At 60.4% G+C, this 16,545-nt stretch carries 23 protein-coding genes; 3 read left to right on the top strand and 20 right to left on the bottom strand.

The features are described from left to right. Positions 1-90: 90 nt before the first annotated feature. The 5 genes from ACQ4WL_RS27070 to ACQ4WL_RS27050 form a co-directional block, all read right to left on the bottom strand. Positions 91-510 (bottom strand): hypothetical protein, encoded by a 420-nt coding sequence (locus tag ACQ4WL_RS27070; protein ID WP_436512744.1) that lies wholly within the window; start codon positions 508-510, stop codon positions 91-93. A 123-nt stretch (positions 511-633) separates the two neighbouring features. After that, positions 634-897, bottom strand: a complete 264-nt coding sequence (locus ACQ4WL_RS27065) for an Ogr/Delta-like zinc finger protein (RefSeq protein ID WP_219119088.1) — start codon at positions 895-897, stop codon at positions 634-636. Then, positions 894-1,082, bottom strand: a complete 189-nt coding sequence (locus ACQ4WL_RS27060) for a hypothetical protein (RefSeq protein ID WP_070292047.1) — start codon at positions 1,080-1,082, stop codon at positions 894-896. The genes ACQ4WL_RS27065 and ACQ4WL_RS27060 overlap by 4 nt, the downstream gene beginning before the upstream one ends. A 47-nt stretch (positions 1,083-1,129) precedes the next feature. Next, positions 1,130-1,333: a hypothetical protein gene (locus tag ACQ4WL_RS27055; RefSeq protein WP_070292043.1), complete on the bottom strand. Its 204-nt coding sequence runs from the start codon at positions 1,331-1,333 to the stop codon at positions 1,130-1,132. 10 nt (positions 1,334-1,343) lie between these two features. Beyond that, entirely contained in the window at positions 1,344-1,547 is a 204-nt protein-coding gene (locus tag ACQ4WL_RS27050; RefSeq protein ID WP_436512742.1) for a hypothetical protein, read from the bottom strand. Between the two features lie 80 nt (positions 1,548-1,627). Here ACQ4WL_RS27050 and ACQ4WL_RS27045 point away from each other — a divergent pair, with 80 nt between their 5' ends. From ACQ4WL_RS27045 to ACQ4WL_RS27035, 3 genes are read left to right on the top strand one after another with little or no spacing between them, the layout of a single operon-like run. Then, on the top strand, positions 1,628-2,083 hold the full coding sequence (locus ACQ4WL_RS27045; protein WP_436512740.1) for a helix-turn-helix domain-containing protein: 456 nt from the start codon (positions 1,628-1,630) through the stop codon (positions 2,081-2,083). Continuing rightward, positions 2,080-2,439, top strand: a complete 360-nt coding sequence (locus ACQ4WL_RS27040) for a hypothetical protein (protein ID WP_436512738.1) — start codon at positions 2,080-2,082, stop codon at positions 2,437-2,439. Before ACQ4WL_RS27045 ends, ACQ4WL_RS27040 begins: the two co-directional genes overlap by 4 nt. A 51-nt stretch (positions 2,440-2,490) precedes the next feature. Then, positions 2,491-3,174, top strand: a complete 684-nt coding sequence (locus ACQ4WL_RS27035) for a hypothetical protein (protein WP_436512736.1) — start codon at positions 2,491-2,493, stop codon at positions 3,172-3,174. Between the two features lie 267 nt (positions 3,175-3,441). Here the strand turns inward: ACQ4WL_RS27035 and ACQ4WL_RS27030 are convergent, their stop codons facing one another. From ACQ4WL_RS27030 to ACQ4WL_RS26960, 15 genes are all read right to left on the bottom strand, one after another. Next, positions 3,442-4,719, bottom strand: a complete 1,278-nt coding sequence (locus ACQ4WL_RS27030) for a phage late control D family protein (protein ID WP_436512734.1) — start codon at positions 4,717-4,719, stop codon at positions 3,442-3,444. Next, entirely contained in the window at positions 4,716-5,324 is a 609-nt protein-coding gene (locus ACQ4WL_RS27025) for a phage tail protein (RefSeq protein ID WP_436512733.1), read from the bottom strand. Before ACQ4WL_RS27025 ends, ACQ4WL_RS27030 begins: the two co-directional genes overlap by 4 nt. Before the next feature lie 16 nt (positions 5,325-5,340). Continuing rightward, positions 5,341-8,136, bottom strand: coding sequence for a phage tail tape measure protein (locus ACQ4WL_RS27020; protein WP_436512732.1), 2,796 nt, complete (start codon positions 8,134-8,136; stop codon positions 5,341-5,343). Positions 8,137-8,211: 75 nt separating this feature from the next. Then, positions 8,212-8,325, bottom strand: coding sequence for a GpE family phage tail protein (locus ACQ4WL_RS27015; protein WP_071650284.1), 114 nt, complete (start codon positions 8,323-8,325; stop codon positions 8,212-8,214). An 8-nt stretch (positions 8,326-8,333) separates the two neighbouring features. Beyond that, a complete protein-coding gene (locus ACQ4WL_RS27010) occupies positions 8,334-8,642 on the bottom strand; it encodes a phage tail assembly protein (protein ID WP_436512731.1) in 309 nt (102 codons plus the stop codon). A gap of 41 nt (positions 8,643-8,683) precedes the next feature. Further along, a complete protein-coding gene (locus tag ACQ4WL_RS27005) occupies positions 8,684-9,193 on the bottom strand; it encodes a phage major tail tube protein (RefSeq protein ID WP_436512730.1) in 510 nt (169 codons plus the stop codon). 62 nt (positions 9,194-9,255) lie between these two features. Beyond that, positions 9,256-10,431: a phage tail sheath protein gene (locus ACQ4WL_RS27000; protein ID WP_436512729.1), complete on the bottom strand. Its 1,176-nt coding sequence runs from the start codon at positions 10,429-10,431 to the stop codon at positions 9,256-9,258. A gap of 34 nt (positions 10,432-10,465) precedes the next feature. Next, positions 10,466-11,008, bottom strand: coding sequence for a hypothetical protein (locus ACQ4WL_RS26995; RefSeq protein ID WP_436512728.1), 543 nt, complete (start codon positions 11,006-11,008; stop codon positions 10,466-10,468). A gap of 15 nt (positions 11,009-11,023) precedes the next feature. Then, the gene (locus ACQ4WL_RS26990; RefSeq protein WP_436512726.1) at positions 11,024-12,487 is read right to left on the bottom strand and encodes a phage tail protein; all 1,464 of its coding nucleotides are present in this window, start codon (positions 12,485-12,487) and stop codon (positions 11,024-11,026) included. Then, positions 12,484-13,104 (bottom strand): phage tail protein I, encoded by a 621-nt coding sequence (locus ACQ4WL_RS26985; protein WP_436512724.1) that lies wholly within the window; start codon positions 13,102-13,104, stop codon positions 12,484-12,486. The genes ACQ4WL_RS26990 and ACQ4WL_RS26985 overlap by 4 nt, the downstream gene beginning before the upstream one ends. Then, the gene (locus ACQ4WL_RS26980) at positions 13,097-14,008 is read right to left on the bottom strand and encodes a baseplate assembly protein (RefSeq protein WP_436512723.1); all 912 of its coding nucleotides are present in this window, start codon (positions 14,006-14,008) and stop codon (positions 13,097-13,099) included. The genes ACQ4WL_RS26985 and ACQ4WL_RS26980 overlap by 8 nt, the downstream gene beginning before the upstream one ends. Further along, positions 14,005-14,349 carry a GPW/gp25 family protein gene (locus ACQ4WL_RS26975; protein WP_436512721.1) on the bottom strand — a complete coding sequence of 115 codons (345 nt, stop codon included), beginning with the start codon at positions 14,347-14,349 and terminating at the stop codon, positions 14,005-14,007. Before ACQ4WL_RS26975 ends, ACQ4WL_RS26980 begins: the two co-directional genes overlap by 4 nt. Beyond that, positions 14,346-15,017, bottom strand: coding sequence for a phage baseplate assembly protein V (locus tag ACQ4WL_RS26970; RefSeq protein WP_436512719.1), 672 nt, complete (start codon positions 15,015-15,017; stop codon positions 14,346-14,348). Before ACQ4WL_RS26970 ends, ACQ4WL_RS26975 begins: the two co-directional genes overlap by 4 nt. A gap of 151 nt (positions 15,018-15,168) precedes the next feature. Further along, positions 15,169-15,615: a GNAT family N-acetyltransferase gene (locus ACQ4WL_RS26965; protein ID WP_436512717.1), complete on the bottom strand. Its 447-nt coding sequence runs from the start codon at positions 15,613-15,615 to the stop codon at positions 15,169-15,171. 53 nt (positions 15,616-15,668) lie between these two features. Next, positions 15,669-16,208: a hypothetical protein gene (locus tag ACQ4WL_RS26960; protein WP_436512715.1), complete on the bottom strand. Its 540-nt coding sequence runs from the start codon at positions 16,206-16,208 to the stop codon at positions 15,669-15,671. Positions 16,209-16,545 lie beyond the last annotated feature (337 nt).

The raw sequence follows: 16,545 nt of genomic DNA, 5'->3' as shown, positions 1-16,545 counted from the left end.
TGATGGCGCCGATGGCCCGCAAAACGTCAGGGGTAATGACGATCAGGAGCGACAGCACCCAGATGCCGCAGGTCTTGGCCAGTCGCAGCATTAGAGTGCTCCTTCCTTGGCAAAATACTTGGCCCAGTAAGTCAGCGTGCGCGACGAGCTTGTGCATTGCACGACGCCGGATTCGCTGGCGAACAGGTAGCGCAGCTCGATGGGCAGATTACCGACCAGTGCACGCTGGCTGTCTGGCGAGAAGAAACCGCCATGCTGCAGCGCGTGCAGATCGCTGATGATGAAGGTGAGATTGGCCGCGCCATAGGCGTGATAGGTCTTGACGATCTCGCGGAGATAATCGGACAGCACGGCAATGCTGTCAGGAGTGCGGGTGTGAGTTTGAGCATTGGCCAGCAACAGGAAACAGGTAGGAGCGACGGGCACGACGCATTTTTCAAGGACTGGTCGGCCTGGCTTCGGCATTGCAGGTATTCCGGATTGGCTGGTGGCGTGCAGCGTGTTTTCCATCGGTTTTCCTTATTTCAGGTTGAACGAATCCCGCACGCTCAAAAGGGAGCGCTGCAGGGCACAGCAAAAGAGGGGAGTTACAGCGGCCGAGCTACGGCGGCGCGAGGATCGGCATGGTATTCATCAGCAGCCCGCCGTGAGGTCAAAGGCAAGCTGGCTGGTGGCTGCCGTGCGCGCATGCTGGGACATAGGGATGCGGATATCGGCCTTCGGCATGGCGGACAGTGAGAGGGTGCGCAGCACTTCCAGGCCTGCCACGAAGACGTGCCCGCAGTCGGGGTTCTGGCACATGTAGGTAATTTCCTTGAACATGGCAGACATCATGCGGCTTTTGACGGCGCGGACGGTGTAGCTGCAGTGCGGGCAGGGCAGGCCGATGACTCTCATTTCAGCTTTCTTTCCACTTGGTACAGGGCGCGACCACGACCTGTCATGTTTTTTGCCTGCTTGCGTAAGCGCGACTTGACGAGCCATTCAGCCGCCTGATCGATACTTGCCAGCCCCTGGCGTTGGCGCACGATTTCTAGCAGCGCGCGCTCGTCGTCATTGAGATTAATTTGGTGATCTGGCATGTGGGTAGCTTTGCAGTTGCTTAAAAGTTACTATTCAGTGTCTCGGATTAAGCACTGCGAAGCTGTACGCTGTCGATGTTGGCTTCGTCACCTGCAATAACTGCTAAGGCTTCACGCATGACGATCTGACGCACCAGCACAGCAAGCGCTTCGCCCTGGTAATCGGCGAGCGAGGAAACAAGCTGGTGTTCGTAATCGTCCAGGCGCAACATGACGCGGTGGTTTCGGATACGTTTTGCATCTGGGTACATGGCGTCGTCCTTAGTGGGGGATTTGGGAAGCGATTTCGTGCTTGTAGTCGGCGAGGCCGCGCAAGATCAGGAAGCGCAATAACCAGGCACGGGATCGTTCTTGCTTGGCGGCAATTGCTTCGACCTCCAGCACTTCATCAGGCGCCAAGCGGACGCCCAAAGGCTGCGAAGTGGCGCCCTTGGCAGTGCGCCCGATTTTGGATACGTTTTTCATAATGTTATGATGTGTAATCGCTACAGGATGGCGTAACTATAGTGGACGAATGTCCACATGTCAAATAAAAAAGTGGGCATATGCCGTATTTCAAAGATCGTCTTCGCGCTGAACGAAAGCGTTTGGGCTTGAGCCAAGAGAAGTTTGCGGCCCTGGCTGGCGTAACAAAAGACACACAGTTAAATTATGAGAGTGGTTCTAGGAAGCCCGATTCGGACTACCTGATAGCTATTTGCGGGGCCGGGGTGGATTCCCACTTTTTATTGCATGGCACGCCATCTTCGGACGAGCTACCGGCAGAGGAAAGCGAGTTGCTGCTAGGCTTTCGAAAGCTAGACCTTCGGGGAAAGTTGCGTCTGCTCGGGCTGGTTGAGGGGATGATAGAAGGAACTGCGCCAACTCTAGCTGCAGCGGCAGCTCCGCAGACTCAGCGTAAGCAAAAAATCACCATCAAAGGCGCGGTCGGACACCAGGTTAATGGTGACGTTGCTGGACCCTTGACCGTGAATGTCGCCAATAAGAAGACTATTAAATGATGAAAAAAATATTGCTGACCGTTACGACCGTCACTTTAGGCTTTGGTGTGTCAAGTGTTTTTGCAGCTTCGTCAAAATTTAAGGCGGAGGATATTGTCGAACCGATAGCACCTACTATAGCTTGCATATCTGCTGAAGATTTGATTACCGGATTCAAATACGCAAGCGCTGGGGAGCAGACCCGACTGCAAGCACTGTTTGATTCCAAGAGGTGTTTGCTCACCGGGCCAGGAGAGAAGTTAAAAGTGATAACCGTTGAGAATTCTCCTCTTATCGAAGCCGTTCCGGTTTCAGTAAAAGGAGCTGCAAATGGTATTCATATCGCCGAACCTAACTACCGGAAAGTAAAGAAGTAGAACTGGAATAACGAAAGTAGCTGCAGCATGCAAAGATTGATCGGGTAAAAGATGGTGGACAAAGTAGAGTTTAAACGGGACGTTAATAGTGCTGTAATGGGAAATATGAACGAGGCGCCACGGCTTAGCAATGTTGTGACGCTTCACGTTGGCGATAAAGAAAAAGAGATAGAGCTGATTACATCTTATCAGCGCTCCAATATAAAATCGCTTGTGGACAGACTTGCCGCTCTAGTTGGCGATGAAGAGATTAAGATTTACAGAGGACTCATCACTGACTATGGCTTGCAAAAGTTCAAGGAACTACCGCGAAGCAAATATCAGGAGGTTAAAGCGATTTTAGAGGGACGCATCGACGAGGCAACTACCCCGCTACCCCTTCCATTGGCCCCTCCCTCAGTTGCTGAACCTAACCCGGTGACAATCCATCATTCCCACACGGCATTTCCCTGCTTGGCGTGCGCTGAAAAATCGTTGAGTTTTTCGCGCCTACAACGCACCGCACGCTTCCAACTTGCCGCATTGATCACCTGCTTGATCGCTTGTGGTTGGCTACTCTACAAGGAACAACCACCGTTCGCAGATCATGATGCCAGCACGGCAAAAGAAGAAAAATGCTACATCGCCGGAAAGGCTTACTCTATCGGCCACATTGAGCGATCACGCGGGAGAGGTATGGAATGTGTCGGGCCGGCAGGCGAGTTACCCTCAATGTGGCTTCCTGAAAATCGTTAGCATTAGCAACAGCAGTTGCATTTTTTTCGGCTCGGCACCTCCTGATAGTTGAAATGCGTTAATTGCGTACTCAGCGCGTTTGCAATAGCCCTTGGATCAGCTTGCTCTAGAATTCTTTGCCAGATTTCTCTGGAATGAACTTGGTCTGACTCCCCTAGTATTTGGCGGTGGATGTGATTACGGATTTCCTTTTCTTCACGTTCCGCCGCATTCGCGTGATTAGTGCATTGCTGGTTATCGCTCATAGTTATCTCCGTGTATTGGAATTCATACTGCATCTGTGATGTGATTGGAAGTTTCCTTACCTGGCTTCCAGGCTACCTCACTGTTTTCCTTGATGATGTCCCGCACTTCCTCAATATGCCTCCACGCATTCAGGACCGCCCGCTTGGCGGCCTGCTTGCTATGGTAAAGATGCTCAAGCGCCTTGAGCGTACCCTTGGCGCCGGCCATTTCCTGCCCCGCCTTTTTCTTCTTCGCCGCCACGTCCTTCCAGTTCGCCAGCACGCCCGTGACGCCTTCATCCGGGTCTTTCTCGTCCTCGCGCTCGGCCTCGACCGCTTCCGTCTTCGTTTCGAACTCCACCCGCGTGGTAAAGCCGTTGCCGCCCAGGCTGTGCGTGACCTTGACCGATAGCCATTCGGTGGCGTCGATTTCGGGCCTGAAGCCTTGGACGGTGACGGGCGATTGCGGGAACACGGCTGGGTTGCCCAGGGCCAGGCTCATTTCAAAGGTGGCCAGGCCGCGCAGGATGCGCTGCCATTCGGCGACGGCCGCCGCGCGTGCGTCGGCTTCATTGGCGAAGGTGGTGCGCAGGCGCTTGCTGTTGCCCGGTACGCCGGCCACAACGCTGCGGCGGCGCGCGTAGCGCTCGTCGTGCCAGAAGGCGCGCACGCCCGTGTAGGCGTCGCTTTCGGCGCTGTGGTAACGGTGGCCGTCGCCCAGGGCGCGCGTGATGGGAATCACTGGCAGCGCCTTGCCGCTGGCGGTGCGGCTCTGGTTGATGGGGATGAATAGCAAGGTGTCATTCTTGACGGTGGCCACCGCGTCGTATTTCCTGCCCAGCCGGCGCAGGAAGGCCGCATCGCTTTCGTGGGTCTGGTCGATGTGCTCGATGGCGGTATCGCGCAGGCGCGCCGACACGCCCGACGCCAGCTCGTTGCGAAAGGCAATGGCCTCGATGATGGCGCCCAGGGTGGTCTTGTGAAAGCTGTGTTCCTGCTGCTGTTTGAAGGTGTCGATCAGGTTGGCCGACCTGGCGCGCAGGGTGATGGTGTCGGGCGCGCCGCTGTGCTCCACCTCGTCGACGGTGAACTTGCCCATATCCACCAGGCCGGACGATTGCCAGCCCAGCGCCAGGGCGATCTGCGCGCCGCGCGGCGGCATGGCCAACTTGCCGTCGCTGTCATCCAGGGAAATGTCGAGCTGGTCGCTCTCGTCGCCACGGCACAGGGTCAAGGTCAGATTAATCAGCCGCGGTGAAACGATGGCGGTCAAATCCTTGTCCTCGATGCTGACCTTGAAGGCGGGGATATGCTCGCTCATTTGAACTTGTCCGCCGCGCTGCCGATGGCGCTGCTGATGCTGCCTCCGATCTTGTCTTTCAGCTCGCTGACCACGCCGCCGTATTTCGACGTAATGCCGCCGACGACATTGCCCACCACGCTGCCCACGGCATTCTTGGCCGCGCCGGCAATGCTGCTGGTCATTCCGTCGATGCTGAGCATATTTTTCAGGTCGCCGATATCGCCCAGGCCGACCATGGCCAGCACGCCGTCGTCATCGCGCTTGAGCGCAATCGAGAACTCGACGCGCCGCGCGCCGCCGCTCCCGTCAAGGATGGTGCGGCCCTCGGTCATGCTCGTGATGCGGTAGGAGCCGAGAATGCGGCCCGTACCCTGGATCAGAATCCACGATTTACCCGTGTCTGCCATCATGCGCAGCGCATCGAGCGAATACAGGGAGCCGGTCAGTTCCGGCGCCACCCAGCCCGACAGGGTGATCGTGTCGTCGCCGGGCCCCACGTATTGGTGCGCGTCGCGCAGGCCCACGCGCGCCGTGCTGGCGTGCTTCCATTCCGTTTGCCGCTGCAGCTCGTGATACGCCAGTGTGGGCAGGCTGAACACGAACATTCCTAAAATCATCATCATGGTGTGCTGTTCTTTCTTAATCGTGGTCGCGCAGGGACGAGCGGATGCGCGCCGCCTTTTCGCGGTCGCGCTGATCGAGTGCCACGCTTACGGCGCGCGCGATGGCCTGCGGATCGGTGCCGGCCTGCACGTGGAAGGTGATTTCGATCTTGTCGCCCTGGATGGTCATGCCGGCGCCGAAACCGCCCACGGGCAGCGGCGCGCGCGTGTCGAAGGCGCTGGCCGGCAGGGCGGTGGCCGTGCCGATGGCGATGCCGGCGCCCAGTTGCGTCAGGCGCTGCGCCAGGCCGGACACCTTGGCTATCGGCGCGCCCTCGCTGCGGTCCAGGCCTACGGCCAAGCCCTGCATGGTGTAGTCGCCCAGCTGGGCAAACACGCGGCTCGGGCTATGGATGCCCAGCTTTTCCTTGAACCAGGCAATGGTGCTGGAACCGGCATTGCTGATGGCGTCCTTGACGGCACCCATGGAACCCGTGATGCCGTTGACCAAGCCGCGCAGGATGTTGGCGCCGAATTCGGTGAACTGGGCCGGCAGCTTGATGCCGAACCAGCTCATGACGCCCGCGAACGCCTGGTAAAACACGCCGACGGGCGACCAGTTGATAATCAGGGCAGTGATACCGGCCATGCCGCCGCTGAAGGTGGTTTTCAGCTGCGACCACAGACTGGCGATGAAGCCTGTCAGCGGCGCCAGTCCCTCGACAATGCTGTGCCGGATGTTGGCGGCAAAGTCGGTGAACCTGGCCGGCAGCGCGATGCCGAACCAGCCCAGCACGCCCGCGAAGGCCCGATAGAAGAGGCCCAGCGGTGACCAGTTGGCGATCAGGCTATTGATGCCAACGAAGCCGCCGGCAAACGCCGTCTTGACGTCCGACCACAGGCCGCGAAAGAAACCCTTGATCGGCTCCCAGTATTTATAGATCAGGAAGGCGGCGCCGGCAATGACCGTGATGGCGATGCCAATCGGATTCATCAGAAGGGCGCGGCCCAGCCACAGCACGGCCCGGCCCGCCCACATGAAGGCGCCGCCCAGGTTGCGCAAGATGGGCGTGAGCACGCCGCCCGTCACGCCCATCTTGGCGAACATGACGTGCAGCATGGCGTACGGGCCGATCAGGGCGGCGATGCCCAGCATCAGCGGGCCGAGCACCAGCAGCAGGCCCGCCAGCACGGCAAAGCCGGCGATCATGACCTTGGCCAGGGTCGGGTTGCGCTCCATGAAACCATTCAGGCGCTGCACGGCGCTGATGGCCATTTCCAGCCCCTGCGCGTACAGCGGCAGGATTTTTTCGCCCATGGTCAGTTTCAAGTTGGCCAGCTTGGCTTGTGCTTCCAGTTCCTTGCCGGCGGCCGAGTCGCGGCCCAGCTTTTCCAGCTTGCCGATATTGGCGGCGCCACGGTTGAGTTTTTCATTTTTGTGGATCTGCACGCGCTGCAAGTACATCTGCGAATACAGGTTCGACGCGGTGCGGTTGGAAAAAATGCTGCCGATGGCGTCGAGCACCTGTTTCTTTTCCGTGATGCCCTTCTTGGCCAGTTGCGGCAACAGCACCTTTTCCAGCCATTCGAACTGGTTTTCGCGGAACAGTTCCGCGCCCAGCAGCGCGCCTGGATCGAGGAACGAGACTTGCCCCGCCTTGTCGTGCTTGACCTTGCTCTTGTCGCCGATCAGGCCGAACTCTTCCAGCTTCCTGGCTGAGCGCTTCGTCGTGCGGCCCTGGTACAAGTTCTGGTAGGCGCTCATCAGGGACGTGCCGACGCGGTTGCCGCTCATTTCCTGCACCAGCGGTTCCATCTGGTAGTAAAACGCATCGTCTTTCAAGCCCTTGGCGGCGATGCCGCCCGTCTTGATCATGTTCAGCCATTCATTCGGCCCCACGCGCCCGCCCGTGGCGGTGATGACCTGCTGCACGATATTTGCCTGGGCTTCGAACTTTTCCTTGCTCTCCAGGCCGCCGCGCAGCTCGATGACCTTGAGCATGTCCATGAACTTGCGTTCGTTGTCGGCGCCCTCGGCCTCGCCAAAGAAGGCGTGATTGGCAAACTTCATCTTGGCCAGGGTGGGGGCGACCATTTCCGCGTGGTGCACGTCGGCAAAGGCGCTCATGCCGTCGCGCATGAGCTGTAGGTTGTCGAGCTGGCTGGTGCCGTAGGTTTTCATGTTGCGCGCGAAGGCGACGGCCTCGGCTGACACCTTGTCGCCCAGGCCCAGCGCGTTGACTCTGCCCACTTCTGTTTGATAGTGCTTGGCCTCGTTCAGCCCCTTGACGACAGGCGCGCCGATGACGGCGCCCGTGGCGGTCGCGCCCGCGCCGGCCATGGCCAGGTTGCCCGCCTTGTTGCGCAACTTGTCGGCGTGCTGGGTGGCGTTGGTGACGCGCCGTTGCTTGGCGTTTGCATTGGCCAGCTTCTGCTGCTGCTGCGTCATGGTTTTGTTGGTGGCCTCGATCTCGCGGCGCAAGGTGCGCTCGTGGTTGGCCAGGTCTTTGGTGCCGATGCCGGCGCCCGCCAGGCGCTCGCGCATGATCTGCAGTTGCTGGGCCTGCTGCTGGCCGGCCGTCTTCAAGGCGCCGGCCGCTTTGACGGCGGCGTTAAACTCGCGCGTCATGGCGCGCGTGGGGTTTTCCACCTGCTTCATTTTCGTGGCCAGGCTGGCCACCTTCTGCTGGGCCGCTTCCAGTTTGGCGCGGGTGGCGTCCAGGCCGCCATGTAGTTCGCGGAATTTGCTGATGTTTTTCTGCTGCACGTTCAAGTCGCGCAAGCGGTCGCTCGTCGCTTTCAACGCCTTGGCCGTATCGCTGGAACCGCTCATGATTTTCTTGAGCGGGCCGGTGATTTTGTCCAGCGCTGCAAACACTACCTGTAACTTCAAATCCCGACCAGCCATCTATTCCGCTCCGCTTCTCTGCCTGGCGCGTTCGCGCCAGGCCATCAGTTCATCAATCGTAAAACCGTCCATCGCTGCCGGCGTCCAGTGGAAGACGCCCGCAATGTCGGCCATGGCGTCTTCTACTTCGCCGGGGATACCGAAAGACGATCTGCTTTGCTCGCCAAAAAACCGGCGACCTCGGCACCCACGGCCAGCAGGTCGGCCGGGTCCATGTTGGCGATGTCGTGCGCGGTCAAGGTCGGTTCGGTAATGCGCGGCAGTACGATCTGCAGGGCCGACACGTTCAGGTTGGCCAGCTCGATCAGGGAAATGCCGCGCAGGGCGCCCGCCTTGGGCTTGCGTACGGTGAGCGAGGTGATGAAGCTGTCGCCGCGCTTGATCGGATCGTCCAGTTCGATGACGGCTTGGTTTTGGGTATCGTTGTGCATGATGTTGTCCTGGTAAGGTGGAGGTGAAAAGTAAAAGGGGATTACAGGCCGATGGCCTTGCGGATGGCCGCATTCGTGTCGCCGCCGCCGAAGTTCTCGGTGCCGCTCATGAAGTCCAGTTCGATGACGGTGGCGCCGTCGATCAGCAGCTTGTAATAGCTGCAGGCCATGGTGTATTTGTGGGTGGTGTCGTCGCCCATCTTGGCGCCGCCCATATCGATTTCCTTGTAACGGCCGCGCACGACCACTTCCACGGCGGCGACGGTGCCGTCATCGTCTTCCTGGTAGGCGCCGGCAAAGCGCAGTTGCACGGCGCCGTGCGAGTGCGCACCGTATTGTTTCAGGGCTTCGGCGATCAGGCCGCCGCCGCTCCATTCCAGCGACAGCGACTCGTTGCCGAAGTCCACGGACACGGGGCCGCTCATGCCGCCGGCGCGGTACTCTTCCATCTTGCGGCTCAGTTTCGGCAAGGTGACTTCGGGCACCATGCCCATGAATGAGACGCCGTTCTGGAACAAGTTAAAATTTTTCAGTTTGCGGGGCAGGCCCATAGTGTTCTCCGTTGTTCAGTTGTGCCCGCGCGGGCGCGGGCAGGATGGTGACGCCAGTAGGCCTATGCGGCGATGCGCGAGGCGAAGTCGGCCAGGTAGCGGTCGGTGATGCGCTGCTGGAATTTCAGGTTCTCCAGCGGCGGCACGGGCGTGTAGTCGTAATCGATGGCCAGCTTGCCGTCTTTCAGCGCCGTCTTGTCGTTGTACTGCTCGTCATACCAGGCATGGCCATCGATGATGTAGCCCTGCAATTTCAAGTCGCGGAACTTGGCGTTGATGCTTTCCAGCAGGTCGCGCACCAGGGACGGATGCAAGGGCACATCGACATAGGCGAAATGCGCTTCGGCGATGGTGTCGGCCAGCACCTGGGCCGTACGCGTGTAGCTTTCGAAATAGAAGAAGCCGCCCGGTGCCTCGCAGGTGCGCGAACCCCAGAAGCGATAGCCGCCCATGTTAATCAGGGTGGTGACTTCCTTGGCGTTGAGCACGCCGGCATCCGTGGCGGGGTCTTGCAGGTCGAAAAACACGTCCTTGCTGATACCGGTCGGGCCATTCACAACCACGTTGGACAGGGTTTTATGCCAGCCCGTTTCCTCGTCGATCTTGGCGCGCAGGCCCATGGCGTAAGCGACAGCCGAAATGCCGGCCTCTTCATCGGTGGCGGTATTCCAGTTGACAAAATCCGGCCAGATCATCATGACCTCGCGCTGGCCGAACTGGCCACGATAGGTGGTCGCCGCCGCGACGGTGGCGCAGCCATAGGCCGACGCGTACACGAAACCGCGCAGGCGTTGCGCGACGCTGGCCAGGGCATTGGTGACGGCCTGGGTGTCCAGCCCCGGCGCGCCCAGGATGCGCGGTTTCACGCCCAGTTTGCTTTGCGCGGCCAGCAGCGACTGGGCGCCCAGGTACTTGCCATTGGGCGATACGCCGCCCACGGCGTTGCTGGTGGTTTCCGCTTCGGTTTCGCCTTCGGCCACGCGCACCACGACGGTGAGCGGCTTGGTCTGCGCGGCGATGGCCGCCAGGCTGCGATACAAGGTGCCCGTCTTGCCGGCCTTGCCCATGGCGGCCAGCACGTTGGTGACGAGCACGGGCGTGTCGAGCGGGAAAGCGGCCGGGTCGGCATCGTCGGCCGTGGCGATCAGGCCCAGCACGGCGGTGGACACGGTGCGGATGGGGCGCGAACCCTCGTTGATTTCAATGACGCGCACGCCATGGTGGTAGTCGGTGGCCATAGGGCTCTCCTGGTGAGTGGTGAATGAGGCGTTACTAGGCAATGGATGGCACAAGAGCGATGCCGGCGTCGTCGAAGGCGCGCCGGGCTTCATCCGGCAGGCTGGCGGCGATGCGGTCGTATTCGTCCTTGATGGCCGCTTGGAGCGCTTGCATATCCTGTGCGGCGACGACTGATGGGCAGATGGTGATGTCGAGCAGCGCCTGGCGCGCATCAATGGCGCCTTCTACGATGTCCGTTTCGCCGTTCATCATTGCCGCGAAGCCGATGCCGGCAAGGCGGTTCAAGACGGCTTCACGCGCCGCGCGCACCGCGTTGAGGTAGGCGGTGGCCAGCAGCGCATATGGCGTGGGCGGGCGTGCTGTCACGATCCAATGGCCATGGGAATCGTGCGAGACGGTGGCGCCTTCGGCCACCGCTGCTTGCATGCTGGCAAGCAGCTCGGCAGGAATCTGCACAGCGTCAGCGGGCCACGATCCGGCGGCGTCATAGGCTGCGCGTAGGCGTTCGGGGTAGAAGCCTGCCGTTTGCATGGAGTAAAAAACGGCATCGAGGTTGTCGGGGGCAAGCATATCCATGGGGGCTTCCTTTTGTTAATAGCCGCGCGCGGTATAGGTGATGGGGTAGGCCAAGTAATCACTGGCGCTGGAATTGACCACCGCCATCGGCACGCCACTGCGCGTTTTTGCATCCATGTTGAAATTGACGGAACCGTTACCCAGGGCGTTGTGAATGACGCTGCCGTGAATGGACAGCAGCCCGTTGGGGAATGCAGTAGGAAACGTCAGGATGGAATAACCGGCCTTGCTGGCTAGAAAGGTGCCTGTCTGGCAAATCAAGCCGCCGGGGGATGCCTGAGATGAGCTCACGCCCGCGCCCGTGACGGACATCTGAAAATCCGCATTGCGCCACAGCTCGGCGGTCGAGTCGATGACTTGCCATACAACATCAGACGCTGCAGTGAGCGTGAGGTATTGCCCCGTTTTCAATTCGATGAAGGGGACGCCCCCCACAGTGAAGCTGATGTCGGCACCCGCACCTGGGACGATTTTCGCCGTATTGCCACCAAATCCAAAGAAGTGAATGCACTTGCCTGAATTTGTTGGTAAACCAAGATCGCTAGGCTTCGGCAATGTAAAAATCAGGTTTGGCGCGGAAAAGTACAGCGCTTTGCCGATATCATCAGGAGTCAGGCTGCGGGATACTCCCACAGCATCATGCGCAACAATATTGCCTTGTGATTGCTGCACAAACTCGGTATTGGCCAGTTTTTTCGACGCGTCAAACTTCGACAGTGTCACGATCTCCTTCATGCTGTATTGCGGATGCGGATCGGCCGCCGCTGCGTGCTTGACCAGTTGCTGATCGCCATAGGCGCGTGCACTGGTGTCCTGCTGATCGACATAGGCGACCTTCGCCAGCAGCGGGTGCGGGTCGGCGGCAGCCTGGTGCTTGGCCAGTTGCTGATCGCCATAGGCGCGTGCGCTGGTGTCCTGTTGATCGACATAGGCGACCTTGGCCAGCAGCGGGTGCGGGTCGGCAGCGGCCAGGTGCTTGGCCAGTTGCGCATCGCTGTAGGCGCGCACGATGATGTCCTGGTCATCGACATATTTACGGGTGGCCAGGATGATGGCCGGATCGATTTTCAGCTCGATGGCGGCCGTGCTGGCGACGATCAGCACGATGCGCACCACTTGCGTGCGCCCGCTGCCCTCGGCCATCAGGGGCTTGTAGCTGGGCGGGCAGTTGGCCACCGCGCACAGGTCGCCGGCTTCGTCGTAGATACCGATTTCACGAATCCACCAGCCGCCCACGTCCTCGGGCAGCACCTGCTCGACGATGATCTGGCTGGTGTTGGCCGGGTCGATGGTGAGCTGATTCAGGCCCGCGCGGCGCACCTCGCGCACCAGCGCCTTTTGCGTGCGCACCGGCATGGGCAAATTGCCGTTGCCGTCGCCCACGGCCAGGCTTTTCAGTTTCAGGGTTTGGCCCAGGGCGATGGCGTTGGCCAGCTTGGCCTCGCCCACTTCGGTCAGGATGGCAAAGTATGTGCTCATGGATAGATAGTCAGGGTGTCGATGGTATGGGATGCGCCGGCCAGCAAGAGCGTGCCGCGCACTTCGATGGTTTCCGCGATCCAGGGATACACGGTCATGGCGTCGCCGTGGTAGGCGCAAGCGCCCGCGTAAATGCTGCCGCGACTTTCCAAATAAATGGCCAGGCCCGTCATGTGGCGGCTGACGGGCTTGGCGTCGGCAATCAGGCGTTCCATTTCCTGAAACATGGCGTCCGTGATGCCCGAGTCCAGCACGCCGACATCGAGGCGGAAAGTGCCCGGAACGCCCGGTGGCGTGGTCTGCCACCATTCGGTAATGCGGATCAGATAGCCCAGGGACTCCACCACGCGGCGCACGGCGGCAATCGTGCCCTTGTGCTTGTGGATGAAATAGGCCGCCTTGATGGTGCCGCGCTTGGTCGACTCGGGCCAGGCGTCGTCCCAGCGGTCGACGGAACAGGCCCAGGCCAGGAACGGCAGCAGGGCGACCGGGCAGCGGTCGGCGTTCCACAGCTCGCGCAGCGGCACGGGCACGTTGACCAGTTCGGCGCAGGCCACGGCAATGGCGCGCTCCAGCGCCGTGGTGTTGGGCGGCAGGGTGGGCACGACCTTATTCATCGAGCACCACCACATTCAGATGGATGGCGGTGCAGCGCGCGGCCTGGGTGGCGTCCAGCTCGATGTCCGTGGCCGGGCTGGTCAAGACGACCTTGCGCACGCCCTCGACGTGGACGGCGGCGCTGCAGGCGGACCGGTAGATGCTGTGCCCCAGCGGGCGGCGCGGCTGCGACACGCGCGCGGCGTTGGCGCGCGCCGCGTCCAGCAGAATCGGCACTTCCGGGCCGACGCCGATAAACAAGGTGGCCTCGATCTGGTAGTCGATCACCTGGGCGGCCTGCACCGTCAGGCGGTCGCCCAGGGGGCGCACGTCCTCGGCGTTGAGCGCGCGCTCCACGGTGGCCAGCAGCGCGGCGTCGGCGATGCCTGTGTCGTTGTTGGCCAGCACAGTGACGATGACGTGAGCTGGCGAAGGGCTGGTGGCGCTTGCGTCCTTGACCTGGCCGTCTGCACTGCGCGCGTGGAATTCATACGAGGCTTTCGGGCCGGCCACGGACAGGCCATCCGGCGCTTCCTGGATGCGCAGGCGGTAGGCGTCGTTATCTTCCATGACGGCGGCCACGGGCGGCAGGGCGTTCGGATCGGCCGGCGTGATGACCAGGCGCGCCACGTTGACGTTGGCGCCCAGCTGGTCCAAGTCGCCGTCGAGGGCAAACGCCAGCATGACGGCCTTGCCCGCCTCGTTGACGCGGTTGCGCAAGATGGTTTCTTGGTAGCTGTTCTCTTCCAGCAGCTTGGTGGCCGGTTCCGATTCCAGCTCCAGCAGGGCCGTGACGGCGGCGCGCTCGGCTTCCGGCAGCAGGCTGACCAGGTGGGCTTTGCGTGTGGCCAGGATGGACTCAAAGTCCAGCACTTCCACCACGCTGGGCGCCGGCAACTGGGTCAGGTCGATAGGCGTGCTCATACGGCGACCCCTTGCTTGACGGGCACGGCCATCGTGATGCCCTGGCCATTCGCCGTGCCGTCGAGCAGCAGGGCTATGGCGCCGTCCGTGTCGCGTGTGAGCTGTACGCTGGCGAGCTGCAAACGCGGCTCCCAGCGGCGCAGGGCGAAGGCCGTGGCCGCGTAGATGCGCAACTGCGTGGCGCTGTTCAGGGGCTGGTCGATCAGCTCGGGCACTTCGGAGCCATATCGGCGGCGCCGGATGCGCGAGCCGATGGGCGTGGTGAGAATGTCGGTGACCGACTGGCGCAGATGGCCCAGGCCCGTCAGGCTGCGCCCGGTGGCGGCGTGCATGCCCATCATGATTGCGGTCCGCCCGATTGGTCGCCGCCAGCTTTGACGCCTCCGTGCGCATGTTTGGCCAGGCTGATGGTGCCGGCCAGCACGTCCTCGCTGGCTTTGATTGTGCCTTGTACGGCCATGGCCACGCCGCCAGCGCCGCCGGCCTTGGCGTTCACGCCGCCGTTCAGGGTGGTGGCGCCTTCCACGGTAGTGGATTGCTTGACGATCAGGTTTTTCATGACGGTCAGGTCGCCGGTGCAGATGGTGCTGGGCGCGTTCGACGTCACCTTGTCGGCGGTGATGGTGGCGGTGCCGCCGGGGAGCATTGCTGTCAGGGCATGGGCCGCATGGTCGTACTGCACCACGGCGCCGTCGGGGTAGTGCGTGGTGTGGATGGTGTCGCTGGTTTCGGGCGCGTCAAACGCCTGCGAGTACAGCGCCGGCACGATGATGCCGCGTGTCAGGTCGCCGCCTGGGGAAAAGACGATCACTTGTTCGCCAACTGTGGGCGCCGACCAGGTGCGCGTGCTACCGGCGCGCCGCGTGGCCCATTTCAGCCATTCAGTGGTGAGTTTAGGGCCGAGCTGGACGCGCGCCTTGGTCCCTTTGACCTCGGCGATGGTGCCCAGGCGTATCAGGTTTTGCAGCAAGCGGAGGAGGTCGGACAGGTCGGCGTTCATGCAGTGCATGTTGCCGAAGTCCGCGTGCGGATGCACGCTGGGGCGGGTTGATATGCAGCTTAGTGGCTACGGCTATCGTTGATGTACTGCCTCAGATGTCGCTAAGTCCGCTTTCGCCCCAAAGCGGACGCTGATGCGTGACGGTTTAAATACCTGCAGGTTACGAGGGCACGCGTTTCATTACGAGCGTCGGCCGATTCGTCGCGACATACTGGGCTACTCGCTCTGCAAGAAATATTGGAAGCAATTCCGGTGGCGTTACTACAAAGCCGACCTGGCCATAAAAATCCGTAAGGTGCTCGTATGGCACGCAATAGCTTAGGCCTCTGTTTAGGTAAGGCACGCAAAAGTCTAACAAAACACGGCCTATACCCTGCCCCTGAGAGGCCGGGGCAACCTGCATGCCTCGGAGTACGAAAACACCGCCTTCACTGCATATGCGAACCGCTCCCACTAAACGGCCATCTAACCTCGCGGCGAGCGTTACGTCATCAGGGAACACCCCTCCGCCATATCGTACGGTCTCGTAAAACCCACCGATTTCAGCGAGTCCAGCCGCGTTCACGGCATCCACGACAATCGTACTCTTCCGCTTTGTTTCTATCATTTACTCGTCAATTCAGTAATGTCCACTGTTGGCCGGTACCGGGCCTAGAGCAATTAGCTGTCAAGCGCCAAATCGAATTCACTTGGCGAGGTAGTGCCAATCGTTAAGCGTGCACCTCGTTCTAATATTGCCAAAGCATCTGGTCCAACCCAATAAGCTTTAACGCGGACAAATTTCTTGGTCAACGCAGTAGAGAACGCACGTTGTAGCCTCGTGGCCACCGGAGTGTCTGACGCCGTCGAGATACGACCAGATAACAAAATCTGGTCAGAATAAAAGCCGCCGTGCTGGAAAACAATACTATCAGGATTCATCAACTGGTCGATGGCGAATTTTTTTCGCCCATCATTTTGTTGGATGCCCCTACTGCGGATAAGAGACGCCCGCTCAGTGACAAGGTATCCTGGCCCCGCTACCGCACTAGTAACAACTAAGGCTTTTGTTAGTGTCGGAAGTTCAGCCCCGCTGTCAAACGTCGCGTAAGTATCCTCATCAAATAGCCCAGTTCGAGTATAGCCAAGCGGAATCTTCGCCTCAACAAGTTCGAAAACTGGAAGAAGGTCCTTTGCTGTCGCGTAGAAATGGCGTTGCATAAGCAATTTTCAAAAAAGGTATCAGTCCGCTTGTGGCCGGCAGCTGTCGTTGGTGGCGTTCCGCCCGCATACCTGACTATCATCTAAGGCTAATTCAACGGCTTGGCATGAAGATGCTGGCTAGCGAGCTGACGGGTGTCAGTTGCTTGGGGCCGTTGCCGATACCACGGGTTTGCAAATTGACGGGCATTGTTTGCTTGTCTCATTCAAGGTCTGGCAAGCGCCGCCGGGACCCGCATAACAAGCACCACCTGGGCCTGCATATAGCGGACCACCAGGTCCTGCGTACATGGCACCGCCCGGACCCGCGTACAGTGGTCCGCCTGGTCCTGCGTAG

Origin of the sequence: Janthinobacterium kochi (assembly GCF_051380715.1) — a bacterium.
Classification (GTDB): domain Bacteria; phylum Pseudomonadota; class Gammaproteobacteria; order Burkholderiales; family Burkholderiaceae_D; genus Janthinobacterium.
Note: the sequence above shows the minus strand (reverse complement) of the source record. Positions and strands in the feature narration are given on the sequence as shown.

What these genes read in the sequence shown, in the direction of transcription:
- ACQ4WL_RS26965 (WP_436512717.1), bottom strand. Translation starts at nt 15,615, where the DNA reads ATGATAGAAACAAAGCGGAAGAGTACGATTGTCGTGGATGCCGTGAAC.
- ACQ4WL_RS27020 (WP_436512732.1), bottom strand. Translation starts at nt 8,136, where the DNA reads ATGAGCGGTTCCAGCGATACGGCCAAGGCGTTGAAAGCGACGAGCGAC.
- ACQ4WL_RS27025 (WP_436512733.1), bottom strand. Translation starts at nt 5,324, where the DNA reads ATGATGATGATTTTAGGAATGTTCGTGTTCAGCCTGCCCACACTGGCG.
- ACQ4WL_RS26990 (WP_436512726.1), bottom strand. Translation starts at nt 12,487, where the DNA reads ATGAGCACATACTTTGCCATCCTGACCGAAGTGGGCGAGGCCAAGCTG.
- ACQ4WL_RS27065 (WP_219119088.1), bottom strand. Translation starts at nt 897, where the DNA reads ATGAGAGTCATCGGCCTGCCCTGCCCGCACTGCAGCTACACCGTCCGC.
- ACQ4WL_RS26970 (WP_436512719.1), bottom strand. Translation starts at nt 15,017, where the DNA reads ATGCACTGCATGAACGCCGACCTGTCCGACCTCCTCCGCTTGCTGCAA.
- ACQ4WL_RS27005 (WP_436512730.1), bottom strand. Translation starts at nt 9,193, where the DNA reads ATGGGCCTGCCCCGCAAACTGAAAAATTTTAACTTGTTCCAGAACGGC.
- ACQ4WL_RS26985 (WP_436512724.1), bottom strand. Translation starts at nt 13,104, where the DNA reads ATGAATAAGGTCGTGCCCACCCTGCCGCCCAACACCACGGCGCTGGAG.
- ACQ4WL_RS27010 (WP_436512731.1), bottom strand. Translation starts at nt 8,642, where the DNA reads ATGCACAACGATACCCAAAACCAAGCCGTCATCGAACTGGACGATCCG.
- ACQ4WL_RS26995 (WP_436512728.1), bottom strand. Translation starts at nt 11,008, where the DNA reads ATGGATATGCTTGCCCCCGACAACCTCGATGCCGTTTTTTACTCCATG.
- ACQ4WL_RS26960 (WP_436512715.1), bottom strand. Translation starts at nt 16,208, where the DNA reads ATGCAACGCCATTTCTACGCGACAGCAAAGGACCTTCTTCCAGTTTTC.
- ACQ4WL_RS27055 (WP_070292043.1), bottom strand. Translation starts at nt 1,333, where the DNA reads ATGTACCCAGATGCAAAACGTATCCGAAACCACCGCGTCATGTTGCGC.
- ACQ4WL_RS26980 (WP_436512723.1), bottom strand. Translation starts at nt 14,008, where the DNA reads ATGAGCACGCCTATCGACCTGACCCAGTTGCCGGCGCCCAGCGTGGTG.
- ACQ4WL_RS27035 (WP_436512736.1), top strand. Translation starts at nt 2,491, where the DNA reads ATGGTGGACAAAGTAGAGTTTAAACGGGACGTTAATAGTGCTGTAATG.
- ACQ4WL_RS27000 (WP_436512729.1), bottom strand. Translation starts at nt 10,431, where the DNA reads ATGGCCACCGACTACCACCATGGCGTGCGCGTCATTGAAATCAACGAG.
- ACQ4WL_RS27060 (WP_070292047.1), bottom strand. Translation starts at nt 1,082, where the DNA reads ATGCCAGATCACCAAATTAATCTCAATGACGACGAGCGCGCGCTGCTA.
- ACQ4WL_RS27030 (WP_436512734.1), bottom strand. Translation starts at nt 4,719, where the DNA reads ATGAGCGAGCATATCCCCGCCTTCAAGGTCAGCATCGAGGACAAGGAT.
- ACQ4WL_RS27015 (WP_071650284.1), bottom strand. Translation starts at nt 8,325, where the DNA reads ATGGCCGACATTGCGGGCGTCTTCCACTGGACGCCGGCAGCGATGGAC.
- ACQ4WL_RS27070 (WP_436512744.1), bottom strand. Translation starts at nt 510, where the DNA reads ATGGAAAACACGCTGCACGCCACCAGCCAATCCGGAATACCTGCAATG.
- ACQ4WL_RS26975 (WP_436512721.1), bottom strand. Translation starts at nt 14,349, where the DNA reads ATGATGGGCATGCACGCCGCCACCGGGCGCAGCCTGACGGGCCTGGGC.
- ACQ4WL_RS27045 (WP_436512740.1), top strand. Translation starts at nt 1,628, where the DNA reads ATGCCGTATTTCAAAGATCGTCTTCGCGCTGAACGAAAGCGTTTGGGC.
- ACQ4WL_RS27040 (WP_436512738.1), top strand. Translation starts at nt 2,080, where the DNA reads ATGATGAAAAAAATATTGCTGACCGTTACGACCGTCACTTTAGGCTTT.
- ACQ4WL_RS27050 (WP_436512742.1), bottom strand. Translation starts at nt 1,547, where the DNA reads ATGAAAAACGTATCCAAAATCGGGCGCACTGCCAAGGGCGCCACTTCG.